Source organism: Streptomyces sp. NPDC102279, assembly GCF_044766365.1.
In the GTDB taxonomy this organism is placed as follows: domain Bacteria; phylum Actinomycetota; class Actinomycetes; order Streptomycetales; family Streptomycetaceae; genus Streptomyces.
Genome location: NZ_JBIWLU010000010.1, coordinates 301,704 through 315,027 on the forward strand (window position 1 = coordinate 301,704; position 13,324 = coordinate 315,027).

Consider the following 13,324-nt stretch of genomic DNA (forward strand, 5'->3'; position numbering starts at 1 on the left):
GGTTCACGGCGATCCGCGGGTGAACGCGCGTCCGGATGGTCAGGATGGGGACATGGGATTCCACGTCGACTCCGAGGCCGGGCGGCTGCGCCGCGTCATCCTGCACAGGCCCGACCTCGAGCTCAAAAGGCTCACCCCCAGCAACAAGGACGCCCTCCTCTTCGACGACGTCCTGTGGGTGCGACGGGCGCGCGCCGAGCACGACGGGTTCGCCGACGTGCTGCGCGACCGGGGGGTCGCCGTCCATCTCTTCGGCGACCTGCTGGCCGAGACCCTGGCGATCCCGGCGGCCCGGGCGCTCGTGCTGGACCGGGTCTTCGACGAGAAGGAGTACGGGCCGCTCGCCACCGACCACCTCCGGGCGGCCTTCGAGACCCTGCCCGCGCCCGAGCTGGCCTCGGTCCTCGTCGGCGGTATGACCAAGCGGGAGTTCCTGGACGCGCACCCGGAGCCCACCTCCGTGCGCTTCCACGTCATGGATCTCGACGACTTCCTGCTCGGCCCGCTGCCCAACCACCTCTTCACCCGGGACACCTCCGCCTGGATATACGACGGGGTCTCCATCAACTCGATGCGCTGGCCGGCCCGGCAGCGGGAGACCGTGCACTTCGAGGCGATCTACCGGCACCACCCGCTCTTCCGCGACGAGGGCTTCAATCTCTGGTCGGAGGGGCAGGCCGACTACCCGTCCACGATCGAGGGCGGCGACGTCCTCGTCATCGGCAACGGCGCGGTGCTCATCGGCATGAGCGAGCGGACGACCCCCCAGGCCGTCGAGATGCTCGCGCACAAGCTGTTCGCGGCGGGATCGGCGACCACGATCGTGGCGCTCGACATGCCGAAGCGGCGCGCGTTCATGCACCTCGATACCGTGATGACGATGGTCGGCGGCGACACCTTCACCCAGTACGCGGGCCTCGGCATGCTCCGCTCCTACACCATCGAGCCCGGCGTGGGGGAGAAGGAGCTGAAGGTCACCGACCACCCCCCGGAGCACATGCACCGGGCCATCGCCGCGGCGCTCGGCCTCGACGCGATCCGGGTCCTGACCGCCACCCAGGACGTGCACGCGGCCGAGCGGGAGCAGTGGGACGACGGCTGCAACGTCCTCGCCGTCGAGCCGGGTGTCGTGATCGCCTACGAACGCAACGCCACGACCAACACGCATCTGCGCAAGCAGGGCATCGAGGTGATCGAGATCCCCGGCAGCGAGCTGGGGCGGGGCAGGGGCGGCCCGCGCTGCATGAGCTGCCCCGTCGAGCGCGATCCCGTCTAGGGCCCATCGGTCCCGTCGGTCCCGTCGGTCCCATCAGTCCCGTCCGGGTGCGTGAGGGGCGGGGCGGAGGGGCGGTGAGGGGCGTCGGGGGCGCTCCCGGGGCCGGTTGCGGGGGCCCGGGCGGGGTCTCCGGGTGAAGTCGAACACGAGGCCGTATATAAATGTCGAGCGTCGTATAGAATTCCAATCGTCCCTGTCCCCGTCCCCCGTATCCCTGGAGCGCCCCCATGGCGACAGTCCCGACCGCCCTCGCCGGCCGCCACTTCCTGAAGGAGCTGGACTTCACCGACGAGGAGTTCCTCGGTCTGGTCGAGCTGGCCGCCGGGCTCAAGGCCGCCAAGAAGGCCGGGACGGAGACCCGGCACCTCGCCGGCAGGAACATCGCGCTGATCTTCGAGAAGACCTCCACCCGCACGCGTTGCGCCTTCGAGGTCGCCGCGGCGGACCAGGGCGCCTCGACGACGTACCTGGACCCGTCCGGATCGCAGATGGGCCACAAGGAGTCCGTGAAGGACACCGCCCGTGTGCTGGGCCGCATGTTCGACGCCATCGAGTACCGCGGCGACAGCCAGGCCGCCGTCGAGGAACTGGCCGCCTACGCGGGCGTGCCCGTCTACAACGGGCTGACCGACGACTGGCACCCCACCCAGATGCTGGCCGACGTCCTCACCATGGGCGAGCACTGCGCCAGGCCGCTCGGCGAGACCGTCTTCGCCTACCTCGGCGACGCCCGCTTCAACATGGGCAACTCCTACCTCGTCACCGGCGCGCTGCTCGGCATGGACGTCCGCATCGTCGCCCCGCGCGCCTACTGGCCCGCCGACGAGATCGTCGCGCAGGCCCGCGAGCTGGCCCAGAAGAGCGGCGCCCGCATCACCCTCACCGAGCACGTCGCCGACGGTGTCCGCGGCGCCGACTTCGTCGTCACCGACGTCTGGGTCTCCATGGGTGAGCCCAAGGAGGTGTGGGCGGAGCGCATCGGCGCCCTCTCCCCGTACGCCGTGACCATGGACGTACTGCGCCTGACCGGCAACCCCGACGTCAGGTTCCTGCACTGCCTTCCCGCCTACCACGACCTCGGAACCGAGATCGGCCGCGAGATCCACGCGGCCCACGGCCTCGATTCACTGGAGGTCACCGACGAGGTCTTCGAGTCCGCGCACTCCGTCGTCTTCGATCAGGCGGAGAACCGGTTGCACACGATCAAGGCGGTCCTGGTCGCCACTCTGGCTTGAAATCATCCGTACGATGTCTGTCAGGCCTTGGAATCATCCCTTCCGAGGCGTGACGCGCGACTTTCCCCGAGCGCTCGGCTCCGCCAGAGCAGGGGGCACCCCCATGTCGCACCGCACCACCAGAAACGAGCACCACCCCGCATGCCCGCTCCCCGCATCAAGTCCCCCGCTCAGCTGATGGCCGAGTCCGGCGCCGACCTCGAAGGCAACGGACTCAAGCGCACGATGGGGCTCTTCCAGCTCATCTGCTTCGGCGTCGGCGCCATCGTCGGCACCGGCATCTTCGTCGGACTCTCCGACTCGGTCGCCCAGGCCGGACCCGCCGTGGTCGTCTCCTTCGTCCTCGCCGCGATCACCTGCGTCTTCACCGCGTTCGCGTTCGCCGAGCTGGGCGGCGCCATCCCGGTCTCGGGATCCTCGTACTCCTTCGCCTACGCCGGGCTCGGCGAGAGCACCGCCTTCCTGGTGGGCTGGTGCCTGCTCCTGGAGTACGGCGTCTCCGTGTCGGCCGTCGCGGTCGGCTGGAGCCAGTACGTCAACGAGCTGCTCGTCAGTCTCACCGGGCTGCACCTCCCCGCCATGCTCTCCGCGGGCCCGTCCGACGGCGGGATCATCAATCTCCCGGCCGTCGTCGTGATCGCGCTCGCCTCGGTCCTGCTGGTGCGCGGTGTCCGCGAGAGCGCCCGCGCGACCGCCGCCATGGCCGTGGTGAAGATCGTCGTGCTCGTGCTGTTCTGCGCGATCGGGTTCAGCGCCTTCAAGGACGGCAACCTCACGCCGTTCTCGCCCGCCGGACTCGGCGGCGTCGGTGCCGGCACCACGGCCGCCTTCTTCTCGTACATCGGCTTCGACGCCATCACCACCGCCGGCGAGGAGGCCAAGAACCCCCGCCGGAACATCCCCATCGCGATCCTGGTCTGCATCGGCGTGGTCACCGTGCTGTACTGCGCCGTGGCCCTCGCCGCGATCGGCGCCATCGGCGGGGACAAGGTCGGCAGCAGGCCCGCCGCACTCTCGTACGTCGTCAACGAGGTGACCGGCTCCACCGTCGGCGGCGGGGTGATCGCCTTCGGCGCGGTCGTCGCCATCGCCTCCGTGGTGCTCGCCGTGATGTACGGCCAGACCCGGATCCTGATGTCGATGTCCCGTGACGGCCTGGTCCCGCGCGTCTTCGAGAAGGTCTCCCCGAAGACCTCGACACCGGTCGCCGGCACGCTGATCGTCGCGCTCGTCTTCGCGCTCCCCGCGGCCTTCGCGTCGCTGGACTCCGTGGTCAACCTGTGCACCATCGGCACACTCGCCGTGATGGTGGCCGTGAACATCGCGGTGATCGCGCTGCGCCGCCGCGAGCCGGGCCTCGCGCGCACCTTCCGGGTGCCGCTCTACCCCGTGGTGCCGGTGCTCGGCGTGGGCTTCTGCCTCTACCTGATGTACGAGACCGGCTGGACGACCTGGATCCAGTTCGCCGGGTTCCTGGCGGCCGGATTCCTGGTGTACGTCGTCTACGGGCGCCGCAACTCCCGGCTGGCCCGTGCCGGGGCCGACGCGGCCGTCAGCGCACCGGACGCCGCTGAGCGGGAACCACAGGCAGTCTGAACCAGACCGCCTTGCCGGAGTCGGTGGGGCGGTGCCCGCAGGACGAGCTGAGGGTGCGGATCAGCAGCAGGCCGCGCCCGTGCTCCTGCCAGGGGTCGGGCTCGGCCGGGTGCGGGACCGTGAGGTCGCCCGGCGGCGCCGGGTCGGGGTCGTGCACCTCGACCTGGCAGCCGGTCGGCAGCAGCTCCACGACCAGCTCTATCGGCCCTTCGCCCGCGGTGTGCTCGACGGCGTTCGCGACCAGCTCCGCGGTGAGCAGCTCGGCGGTGTCGCTGTCCGCCGCGTGCTCCAGCTCGGCGAGTGCGGTACGGACCAGCGCACGGGCGACGGGCACGGCCGCGACGGAGTGCGGCAGCGCGATGCGCCAGGAGGCGGGGGCGGGGGTGTCGTGCAAGGCGGGTCCGTTCATGGAGCAGGCTGTCCTGCTTTCAACCTTAGGAATGGTACGGCGCTGTCGGGCAAACGTGCTCGGCGGGCTTTCTCCGGACATCTGCCACTGTGTCCCCGGGCCGTCCGGGGGCTCCTTTCGGGACGTTCGGTCCGATACGGGGCTCTGTACCCAGGGGAACGGTCCCCCTCCCGTGTGTGCTCCCGCCGTTACACGGCTATCGAGGATCCGTGACGCGGTGACGGACGCGGCGACCGTTCTCCCGTCCCTCCAGGGCCGTCGGACCTCGGGTCCCCCTCGTGGCGCGGGCCCGGACCCGACACACCTCGACCGGCCTATCGCGCACTCGTGACGACAGTCACGGATGAGTGATAACTTCGGAAGGCAGCCGCAGCGTCGCCCCCGCCAGAGGAGGCCGCACCTCATGAGTCCCTTCACCGGTTCCGCCGCCCCCACACCCGAGTGGGAGCACCTGGGCTACGAGCTCACCGACGGCGTCGCCACGGTGACCCTGGCCCGCCCCGAGAAGCTCAACGCCCTCACCTTCGGCGCCTACGCCGACCTGCGGGACCTGCTCGCCGAGCTGTCCCGCGAACGGTCCGTCCGCGCCCTGGTGCTGGCCGGAGAGGGGCGCGGATTCTGCTCCGGCGGCGACGTCGACGAGATCATCGGCGCGACCCTCGCCATGGACACCGCCCAGCTCCTCGACTTCAACCGGATGACCGGACAGGTGGTCCGCGCCGTCCGGGAGTGCCCGTTCCCGGTGATCGCCGCGGTGCACGGCGTCGCCGCCGGCGCCGGAGCCGTACTCGCGCTCGCCGCCGACTTCCGGGTGGCCGACCCGAGCGCCCGCTTCGCCTTCCTCTTCACCCGCGTCGGCCTGTCCGGCGGCGACATGGGCGCCGCCTACCTGCTGCCCCGGGTGGTCGGGCTCGGCCACGCGACACGGCTGCTGATGCTCGGCGAACCGGTGCGCGCGCCCGAGGCCGAACGCATCGGCCTGATCAGCGAACTCACCGACGAGGGGCACGCCGACGAGGCCGCGCAGGCCCTGGCCCGCCGGCTCGCCGAGGGCCCCGCCCTCGCCCACGCCCAGACCAAGGCGCTGCTCACCGCCGAACTGGACATGCCGCTCGCCGCCGCCGTCGAACTCGACGCCGCGACCCAGGCTCTCCTGATGAACGGCGAGGACTACGCCGAGTTCCACGCCGCGTTCACCGAGAAGCGGGCACCGAAGTGGCGGGGGAGGTGACCGGCGGATGCGCGCGGACGACGGACACGGGAACCGGACCACTGACACGGGCGCCGGGCACGACCCAGGAGCAGGAAAGGGCGCGCTGCGCGTCGCGGTGATCGGCGGTGGACCCGGCGGCCTCTACACCGCGGCCCTCCTCAAACGCCTCGACCCGGCCCGCGAGATCACTATCTGGGAGCGCAACGCCCCCGAGGACACCTTCGGCTTCGGCGTCGTCCTGTCCGACGAGACCCTCGGAGGCATCGAACACGCCGACCCGGTCGTCTACGCGGCGCTCCGTGCGGAGTTCGTCCGCTGGGACGACATCGACGTCGTGCACCGCGGCGTCCGGCACACCTCCGGCGGCCACGGCTTCGCCGCGCTCGGCCGCCGCCGGCTCCTCGCGATCCTTCACGAACGCTGCCGCTCCCTCGGCGTCGACCTCCGCTTCAGGACCGAGGCCCCGCCCGTGGCCGACCTCATGACCTCCTACGACCTCGTGGTCGCCGCCGACGGGGTGGGCAGCCTCACCCGCGCGGCGTACGAGGACGTGTTCCGCCCGTCCGTCGAGGAGCACCGCTGCCGCTACATCTGGCTGGCCGCGGACTTCGCCTTCGACGCCTTCCGCTTCGAGATCGCCGAGACGGAACACGGCGTGATGCAACTGCACGGCTACCCGTTCGCGGCCGACGCCTCCACCGTCATCGTCGAGATGCGCGAAGAGGTCTGGCGGGCGGCTGGGTTCGCGGACCTCGACGAGAACGCGTCCGTCGAGCGGTGCGGCAAGATCTTCGCGGACGCGCTCGGCGGACGCCCGCTCACCTCCAACAAGTCGGCGTGGACGCGTTTTCGCACGATCGTCAACACCCGCTGGTCGCACGGCAATCTGGTGCTGCTCGGCGACGCCGCGCACACCGCGCACTTCTCCATCGGCTCCGGCACCAAGCTCGCCGTCGAGGACGCGCTCGCGCTGGCCGCCTGCGTGGAGGAGCAGTCCTCGCTCGGCCGGGCGCTGGCCGCCTACGAGGAGGAGCGGCGCCCCGTCGTCGCCTCCACCCAGCGGGCCGCCCGCGCCAGCCTGGAGTGGTTCGAGAACATCGACCGCCATCTCGGCCAGCCGTCACGGCAGTTCGCGTTCAACCTGCTCACCCGCAGCCGCCGTGTCACGCACGACAACCTGAGGCTGCGCGACCCGCACTTCGTGGCCGCGGTCGAGCGGGAGTTCCGCTGCCCGCCCGGAACCCCTCCGATGTTCACCCCCTTCCGGCTGCGCGGCCTGACCCTGCGCAACCGGGTCGTCGTCTCGCCCATGGACATGTACTCCGCCCAGGACGGCGTGCCCGGCGACTTCCATCTCGTCCACCTGGGGGCCCGCGCCCTCGGCGGCGCCGGACTGGTGATGACCGAGATGGTGTGCGTGAGCGCCGAGGGCCGCATCACGCCCGGCTGCGCCACGCTCCAGACGCCCCGGCAGGCCGACGCCTGGCGGCGGATCGTCGACTTCACGCACCGGCAGGCGCCCGGCACCGCCATCGGCCTCCAGCTCGGCCACGCGGGCCGCAAGGGCTCGACCCGGCTGATGTGGGAGGGCATCGACGAGCCCCTGCCGGACGGCAACTGGCCGCTCGTGGCCGCCTCCCCGCTCCCGTACCGGCAGGACAGCCAGACCCCCCGCGAACTGACTCGTGCCCAACTCACCAACCTGCGGCAGCAGTTCACCGAGGCCGCCTGCCGCGCCGCCCGCTGCGGCTTCGACCTCCTCGAACTGCACTGCGCCCACGGCTATCTGCTCTCCGGCTTCCTCTCCCCGCTGACCAACCGACGCACCGACGCCTACGGCGGTTCGCTGGAGAAGCGGCTCCGCTTCCCGCTCGAAGTGTTCGACGCGGTACGGGCCGTGTGGCCGGAGGAGCGGCCGATGACCGTGCGCATCTCCGCAACCGACTGGGCCGAGGGCGGCACCACCGGGGACGACGCGGTCGCCGTCGCACGGGCCTTCGCCGCGCACGGCGCCGACGCGATCGACGTGTCGACCGGCCAGGTGGTCGCGGACGAACGCCCCGACTACGGCCGCTCGTACCAGACTCCTTACGCCGACCGGATCCGTCACGAGACCGGCGTCCCGGTGATCGCCGTCGGCGCGATCTCGTCCTGGGACGACGTCAACTCCCTGATCCTCGCGGGCCGGACGGATCTGTGCGCGCTCGCCCGGCCACACCTGTACGACCCGAACTGGACGCTCCACGCGGCCGCCGAACAGGGCTACGAAGGGCCGGGTGTCAGCTGGCCGGAGCCCTACCGTGCGGGCAACAGGCGCCCGCAGACCGGCCGGACCGACGCGCCCAGACCCCGTCTCACGCTGGGGACGTAGGCGGGGGAGGGGGCGGCGGAGGCCGGTTTCCGGCTCACTGCGCCGCGTCGTGCCCCGACCGCGGGGACACCCCGGCGAACTCGCCGCCCGCGTCCCGCAGTCGTTCGTGCAGGGCCCCGAAGACCTGGGCCGAGCGGGAGCCCGGCCAGTCCTCGGGGAGGAGGGCCGCGGGCAGTCCCGGGTCCGTGTAGGGAAGGTGGCGCCAGGAGTCCAGGGCGAGGAGATAGTCGCGGTAGGCGTCCTCGTGCACCATGTCCGCGCGTGCCTCCCAGGCGCGCAGGACGGGCTCGTGCCGGTCGAGGAACGCCTCGTGCTCCTTGGCGATCGCGGCCAGGTCCCACCAGCGGGCGACCGCGTCGGCCGTCGCGGCGAACCCGAGGTGCTCGCCGCGGAACAGCTCGACGTACGGATCGAGGCGCAGCCGCTCCAGGGTGTGCCGGGTCTCCTCGTACAGCCGGGCGGGGGCGAGCCACACGCCGGGGGCGGCCGTGCCGAAGCCGAGGCCGGCGAGCCGTGAGCGCAGGACGTGCCGCTTCTGCCGCTCCGACTCGGGCACGGAGAAGACGGCGAGCACCCAGCCGTCGTCCTCGGGCGCCGCCGACGCGTACACCCGGCGGTCGCCGTCGTCGAGCAGCTGCCGCGCGTCCGGCGACAGCGCGTACCCCGCCGCGCCCCCTGTCGTGCGTGCCGGTTCCAGGAGCCCGCGCCGCTTGAGCCGGGACACCGACGAGCGTACGGAGGGCGCGTCCACGCCGACCGCCGCGAGCAGCCGGATCAACTCGGCCACGGGCACCGGACCGGGCATGAAGCGACCGTACGCGCCGTAGAACGTGACGATGAGGGACCGGGGAGCGTGCTGGTCTGACACGTTGATCATTCTAGTGCTCGAAGATCACTTGGGACCGCCGTGGGGGGACATATCACCCTCCGGTGCGACTGGTGACGGTGCGTCAGCGACTGCCTCCGCGCGCAGCAGGAACCGCTGGAGCTTTCCCGTGGCGGTACGCGGCAGCGCGTCCAGGAAGACGATCTCGCGGGGGCACTTGTACGGCGCCAGCTCGGACTTCAGGAAGACGCGCAGTTCCTCGGCGTCCCGGCGGGCGCCCTCCTTCAGCACCACATGGGCCACCACGATCTGGCCGCGCTCCTCGTCGGCCCGCCCGACGACCGCCGTCTCGACCACGTCGGGGTGCCGCAGCAGCGCGTCCTCGACCTCGGGTCCCGCGATGTTGTACCCCGCCGAGATGATCATGTCGTCGGCGCGGGCCACATAGCGGAAGTAGCCGTCGGGATCGCGCACGTAGGTGTCGCCGGTGATGTTCCAGCCGCCGCGCACGTACTCCCGCTGCCGGGGGTCCGCGAGGTAGCGGCAGCCGACCGGGCCCCGCACCGCGAGCAGTCCCGGCTCGCCGTCCGGCAGGGCGGTCCCGTCGGCGTCGACCACGCGCGCCTGCCAGCCGGGCACCGGCAGGCCGGTCGTGCCCGGGCGGATGTCCCCGTCGGCGGCGGAGATGAAGATGTGCAGCAGCTCGGTCGCGCCGATGCCGTTGATGATGCGCAGCCCGGTGCGCTCGTGCCAGTCCCGCCAGGTGGCCGCCGGCAGGTTCTCGCCCGCGGACACGCAGCGCCGCAGCGAGCCGGTGTCGTGGCCGTCCAGTTCCGTCAGCATCGCCCGGTAGGCGGTCGGTGCCGTGAACAGGACGGAGACGCGGTGCTCGCCGATCGCGGGCAACAGCTGCCGGGGGCCCGCCTGTTCGAGCAGCAGGGAGCTTGCTCCGGCGCGCAGCGGGAAGACGACGAGTCCGCCGAGTCCGAAGGTGAAGCCCAGCGGGGGACTGCCCGCGAAGACGTCGTCCTCACGCGGGCGCAGCACGTGCTCGGAGAAGGTGTCCGCCGTCGCCAGTAGGTCGCGGTGGAAGTGCATGCAGCCCTTGGGCCGGCCGGTGGTGCCGGAGGTGAAGGCGATCAGCGCCACGTCGTCGGCGGCCGTGTCCGCCGGGTCGAAGGGCTCGTCGGGCGCGCCGGTGATGCGCAGCAGCAGGTCGTCCGGCGCGTCACCGCCGTACGGCGTGATCCGCAGGCCGGGGACGTCCGCCCGGGCCAGGTCGTCGACCGAGCGGAGGTCGCACAGGGCGTGGGTCACCCGGGCGATCCCGCAGATGGTCCGCAGCTCGTGCGACCGCTGCTGGGCGAGCACGGTGACCGCGACGGCGCCCGCCTTCAGCACCGCCAGCCAGCACGCGGCCAGCCACGGGGTGGTGGGGCCGCGCAGCAGCACCCGGTTGCCCGGGACGACGCCCAGCTGCCCGGTGAGGACGTGGGCGATGCGGTCGACGCGGTCGCGCAGGTGCCCGTACGTCCAGGGCGGGCCGGACGGGGTGTGGAAGGCGGGGCGTCCGGGATCGGTGCCGGCGAGGAGTTCGGCGGCGCAGTTCAGCCGGTCGGGGTAGCGCAGTGCGGGCAGGTCGAAGAGGAGCTCGGGCCACTGCTCGGGGGGCGGGAGATGGTCGCGCGCGAAGGTGTCGACGTGCGCCGAGTGTGCCGGCGCCAAGGTGTCCGCGGGGTCCACGGGATGCATGGCGGTTCGCCCCCTTGCCTTTGTGGGCCGCCCTCGTGGGCGTCGTGGTGGGCTCGCACAGGGAGCGTATCGTGTTGGTGACGACAGTCAACGGTTCGCGATAACGTGGGACGGAGTCCGACGGGGAGAGGGACCGGCAATGACCGCATTCTCACTTGAACCAGGACAGACCGCCTGGTGCGCCGAACTGCGCGCGCTCGCCGCCGACCATCTGCGTCCGCTGGCCGACAAGGGCGAGCCGGGCCACGTCAACCGTCCGCTGGTCGCCGAACTCGGCCGACTCGGCCTGCTCGGCCGCCTGTTCACCTCCGGCGCCCTGGACCTCTGCCTGATGCGTGAGTCCCTCGCCCAGGTCTGCACCGAGGCCGAGACCGCGCTCGCCCTCCAGGGGCTGGGCGCCCATCCGGTGCACGCCCATGGCACCGCCGCTCAGCGCGAGCGCTGGCTGCCCCGCGTGGCGGACGGCGAGGCGGTGGCCGCCTTCGCGCTGAGCGAGCCCGGCGCCGGCTCCGACGCGGCCGCGCTGGCCCTCCGCGCGGACGAGGACGGCTCCGGCGGCTGGCGGCTCACCGGCGAGAAGTGCTGGATCTCCAACGCCCCCGAGGCCGACCTCTACACCGTCTTCGCGCGGACCGGGCCCGCCGCAGGGGCCCGCGGCGTCACCGCGTTCCTCGTCCCGGCCGACCGCCCCGGCCTCACCGGCACCCCGCTCGACCTGCTCTCCCCCCACCCCATCGGCGCCCTCGCCTTCGACGCCGTCCCCGTCACCGCGGACGACGTCCTCGGCGAGCCCGGCCACGGCTTCCGGGTCGCCATGCGCACCCTCAACCTCTTCCGGCCCAGCGTGGGCGCCTTCGCCGTCGGCATGGCCCAGGCCGCGCTGGACGCCACCCTCGCCCACACCGCGCGACGCGACGCGTTCGGCGGCCCGCTCAAGGACCTCCAGACCGTGTCCCACCAGGTCGCCGAGATGGCACTGCGCACGGAGGCGGCCCGCCTGATGGTGTACGCGGCGGCCGCGGCCCACGACGCCGGGGCCGCGGACGTTCCCCGCCGCGCGGCCATGGCCAAGCTGCTCGCCACCGAGACCGCCCAGTACGTCGTCGACGCCGCCGTCCAACTGCACGGAGCACGCGCCCTGCAACGCGGCCACCTCCTCGAACACCTCTACCGCGAGGTGCGCGCGCCACGTATCTACGAAGGAGCGAGCGAGGTCCAACGGGCCGTCATCGCGAAGGAGTTGTACCGGCAGGCCCCGCAGGTCCAGCCGATGGGAACGGAGACCGCATGACCGCCGACCGAGTCAACCCGCCCGAGCTGTCCCCGCCGACCGGCTTCTCCCACGCCGTCGTCGCCACCGGCTCCCGCGTCGTCTTCCTGGCCGGGCAGACCGCGCTCGACGGCGACGGGAAGGTGGTGGGGGAGACCCTGCCCCTCCAGTTCGAACGGGCGCTGACGAACCTGCTGACCGCGCTGCGCGAGGCGGGCGGCGCTCCCGCCGACCTCGCCCGGGTCACCGTCTACGCCACGGACGTCGCCGACTACCGGCTCAACGCGCCCGAACTCGGCCGCATCTGGCACCGGTTGGCGGGCCGCGACTATCCCGCGATGGCCGTCGTCGGCGTCACGCGGCTGTGGGACGAGCGGGCGATGGTCGAACTCGACGGCTTCGCCGTGCTCCCCTAGGACGAGAACGGATCAGGCGGCGACGGTCAGCTGTCCGGCGAACACCCGGTGCGGAGCGACCACGCTGCCGTCGGGGAGCAGTTCACCGCTGTCGTCGAACACGATCGCGCCGTTGCACAGGAGATTCCAGCCCTGCTCGGGGTGGGCCGAGACGATGTGCGGGGCGACGGAGTCCACGGACGGGCACGAAGACTGGTGGGAACACATGGTGCACCTCCACGTCGGATGCGAAGAGTGTCGGCGGCGTTGTCGTCGCCCTCGCATGTACAGACCATGCGCGCTCCGCGAACTCACCGGAACAGCGGGCGGTGAAGCGTGACAACACGGGGACAACTCTCGAACGCGGCCGCGACGGACGTGGCCAACTCGCCACCAATGGGGTGATGATCACCGGCCCGGGGGCGTCGGACCGGTACCTGTTGAGCGCTCGTTCCCGGGCCCTCAGCGGGCCCCGTTCCAGGAGGTACCCCATGTTCGTCCGCCAGACCGTCGGTACGGCCGCCGCCGCGGCGCTGTTGCTGCTGCTCGCCCCCTCCGCCGTCGCCCGGTCCGCCGTGCTCGACGAGGTGACCGTCGACCCCACGGCCACGGTCGCTGCCGACGGCACCATCACCCTCTCCGGCACCTACCGCTGCGCCGGTGCCGCCGGACCCGTGTTCGTGTCCTCGTCGGTGTCCCAGAGCGACCCCCGGGTCCACCACGGCATCGGCGGCTCCTCGGCCCTCTGCGACGGCGCCGAGCACCGCTGGACCAACTCCGAGAAGCGAGCTCAGGGCACGCTGGTCCCGGGACCGGCCCACGTCGAGGCCACCCTGACGGAACTGGCGGGCACGGGCCTCCCGCTCCCGACGTTCCACGCGAGCCGAGAGCAGGACGTCACCGTCGTGCGGGGCTGAGGCCGGCCCGAGCACACCGTGTCCGCCGGGACACGCGAGTGCCGCCGCACCCGGCCCCGTCCTG

12 protein-coding genes are annotated in these 13,324 nt (G+C 72.2%); 8 read left to right on the forward strand and 4 right to left on the reverse strand.

All coding sequences use genetic code 11. The annotated features are described in order from the left end of the window. The first annotated feature begins 52 nt into the window (after positions 1-52). The 3 genes from ACIRQH_RS26625 (at position 53) to ACIRQH_RS26635 (ending at position 4,107) form a co-directional block, all read left to right on the forward strand. A complete protein-coding gene (locus ACIRQH_RS26625; RefSeq protein WP_358818454.1) occupies positions 53-1,276 on the forward strand; it encodes an arginine deiminase in 1,224 nt (407 codons plus the stop codon). Between the two features lie 227 nt (positions 1,277-1,503). Continuing rightward, complete coding sequence (gene argF / locus ACIRQH_RS26630; protein ID WP_388867428.1) at positions 1,504-2,511, forward strand: ornithine carbamoyltransferase; 1,008 nt, start codon at positions 1,504-1,506, stop codon at positions 2,509-2,511. Positions 2,512-2,652: 141 nt separating this feature from the next. Continuing rightward, positions 2,653-4,107 carry an amino acid permease gene (locus ACIRQH_RS26635; protein ID WP_388867425.1) on the forward strand — a complete coding sequence of 485 codons (1,455 nt, stop codon included), beginning with the start codon at positions 2,653-2,655 and terminating at the stop codon, positions 4,105-4,107. On the opposite strand, the gene ACIRQH_RS26640 is transcribed toward ACIRQH_RS26635, so the two are convergent. Continuing rightward, positions 4,064-4,516, reverse strand: a complete 453-nt coding sequence (locus tag ACIRQH_RS26640; protein WP_388867422.1) for an ATP-binding protein — start codon at positions 4,514-4,516, stop codon at positions 4,064-4,066. The genes ACIRQH_RS26635 and ACIRQH_RS26640 overlap by 44 nt on opposite strands. A 403-nt stretch (positions 4,517-4,919) precedes the next feature. Here ACIRQH_RS26640 and ACIRQH_RS26645 point away from each other — a divergent pair, with 403 nt between their 5' ends. Together ACIRQH_RS26645 and ACIRQH_RS26650 are read left to right on the forward strand one after the other, a co-directional pair. Continuing rightward, entirely contained in the window at positions 4,920-5,747 is an 828-nt protein-coding gene (locus ACIRQH_RS26645) for an enoyl-CoA hydratase family protein (RefSeq protein WP_388867419.1), read from the forward strand. Positions 5,748-5,754: 7 nt separating this feature from the next. After that, positions 5,755-8,100, forward strand: a complete 2,346-nt coding sequence (locus tag ACIRQH_RS26650; protein ID WP_404227119.1) for a bifunctional salicylyl-CoA 5-hydroxylase/oxidoreductase — start codon at positions 5,755-5,757, stop codon at positions 8,098-8,100. Between the two features lie 34 nt (positions 8,101-8,134). Here the strand turns inward: ACIRQH_RS26650 and ACIRQH_RS26655 are convergent, their stop codons facing one another. Both ACIRQH_RS26655 and ACIRQH_RS26660 read right to left on the reverse strand, forming a co-directional pair. After that, entirely contained in the window at positions 8,135-8,977 is an 843-nt protein-coding gene (locus tag ACIRQH_RS26655; RefSeq protein WP_388867416.1) for a PaaX family transcriptional regulator C-terminal domain-containing protein, read from the reverse strand. A 15-nt stretch (positions 8,978-8,992) separates the two neighbouring features. Further along, positions 8,993-10,678 carry an AMP-binding protein gene (locus ACIRQH_RS26660; protein WP_358818447.1) on the reverse strand — a complete coding sequence of 562 codons (1,686 nt, stop codon included), beginning with the start codon at positions 10,676-10,678 and terminating at the stop codon, positions 8,993-8,995. A gap of 139 nt (positions 10,679-10,817) precedes the next feature. On the opposite strand from ACIRQH_RS26660, the gene ACIRQH_RS26665 reads away from it, so the two are divergent. Continuing rightward, positions 10,818-11,969, forward strand: a complete 1,152-nt coding sequence (locus ACIRQH_RS26665; protein ID WP_358818446.1) for an acyl-CoA dehydrogenase family protein — start codon at positions 10,818-10,820, stop codon at positions 11,967-11,969. After that, positions 11,966-12,364 carry a RidA family protein gene (locus tag ACIRQH_RS26670; protein ID WP_358818445.1) on the forward strand — a complete coding sequence of 133 codons (399 nt, stop codon included), beginning with the start codon at positions 11,966-11,968 and terminating at the stop codon, positions 12,362-12,364. The genes ACIRQH_RS26665 and ACIRQH_RS26670 overlap by 4 nt, the downstream gene beginning before the upstream one ends. 12 nt (positions 12,365-12,376) lie before the next feature. Here ACIRQH_RS26670 and ACIRQH_RS26675 read toward each other — a convergent pair whose 3' ends face one another. Further along, positions 12,377-12,571, reverse strand: coding sequence for a DUF5999 family protein (locus tag ACIRQH_RS26675; RefSeq protein ID WP_358818444.1), 195 nt, complete (start codon positions 12,569-12,571; stop codon positions 12,377-12,379). A 263-nt stretch (positions 12,572-12,834) separates the two neighbouring features. Between ACIRQH_RS26675 and ACIRQH_RS26680 the strand changes: the two genes are divergently transcribed. Beyond that, positions 12,835-13,260, forward strand: a complete 426-nt coding sequence (locus ACIRQH_RS26680) for a DUF6299 family protein (protein WP_358818443.1) — start codon at positions 12,835-12,837, stop codon at positions 13,258-13,260. Positions 13,261-13,324 lie beyond the last annotated feature (64 nt).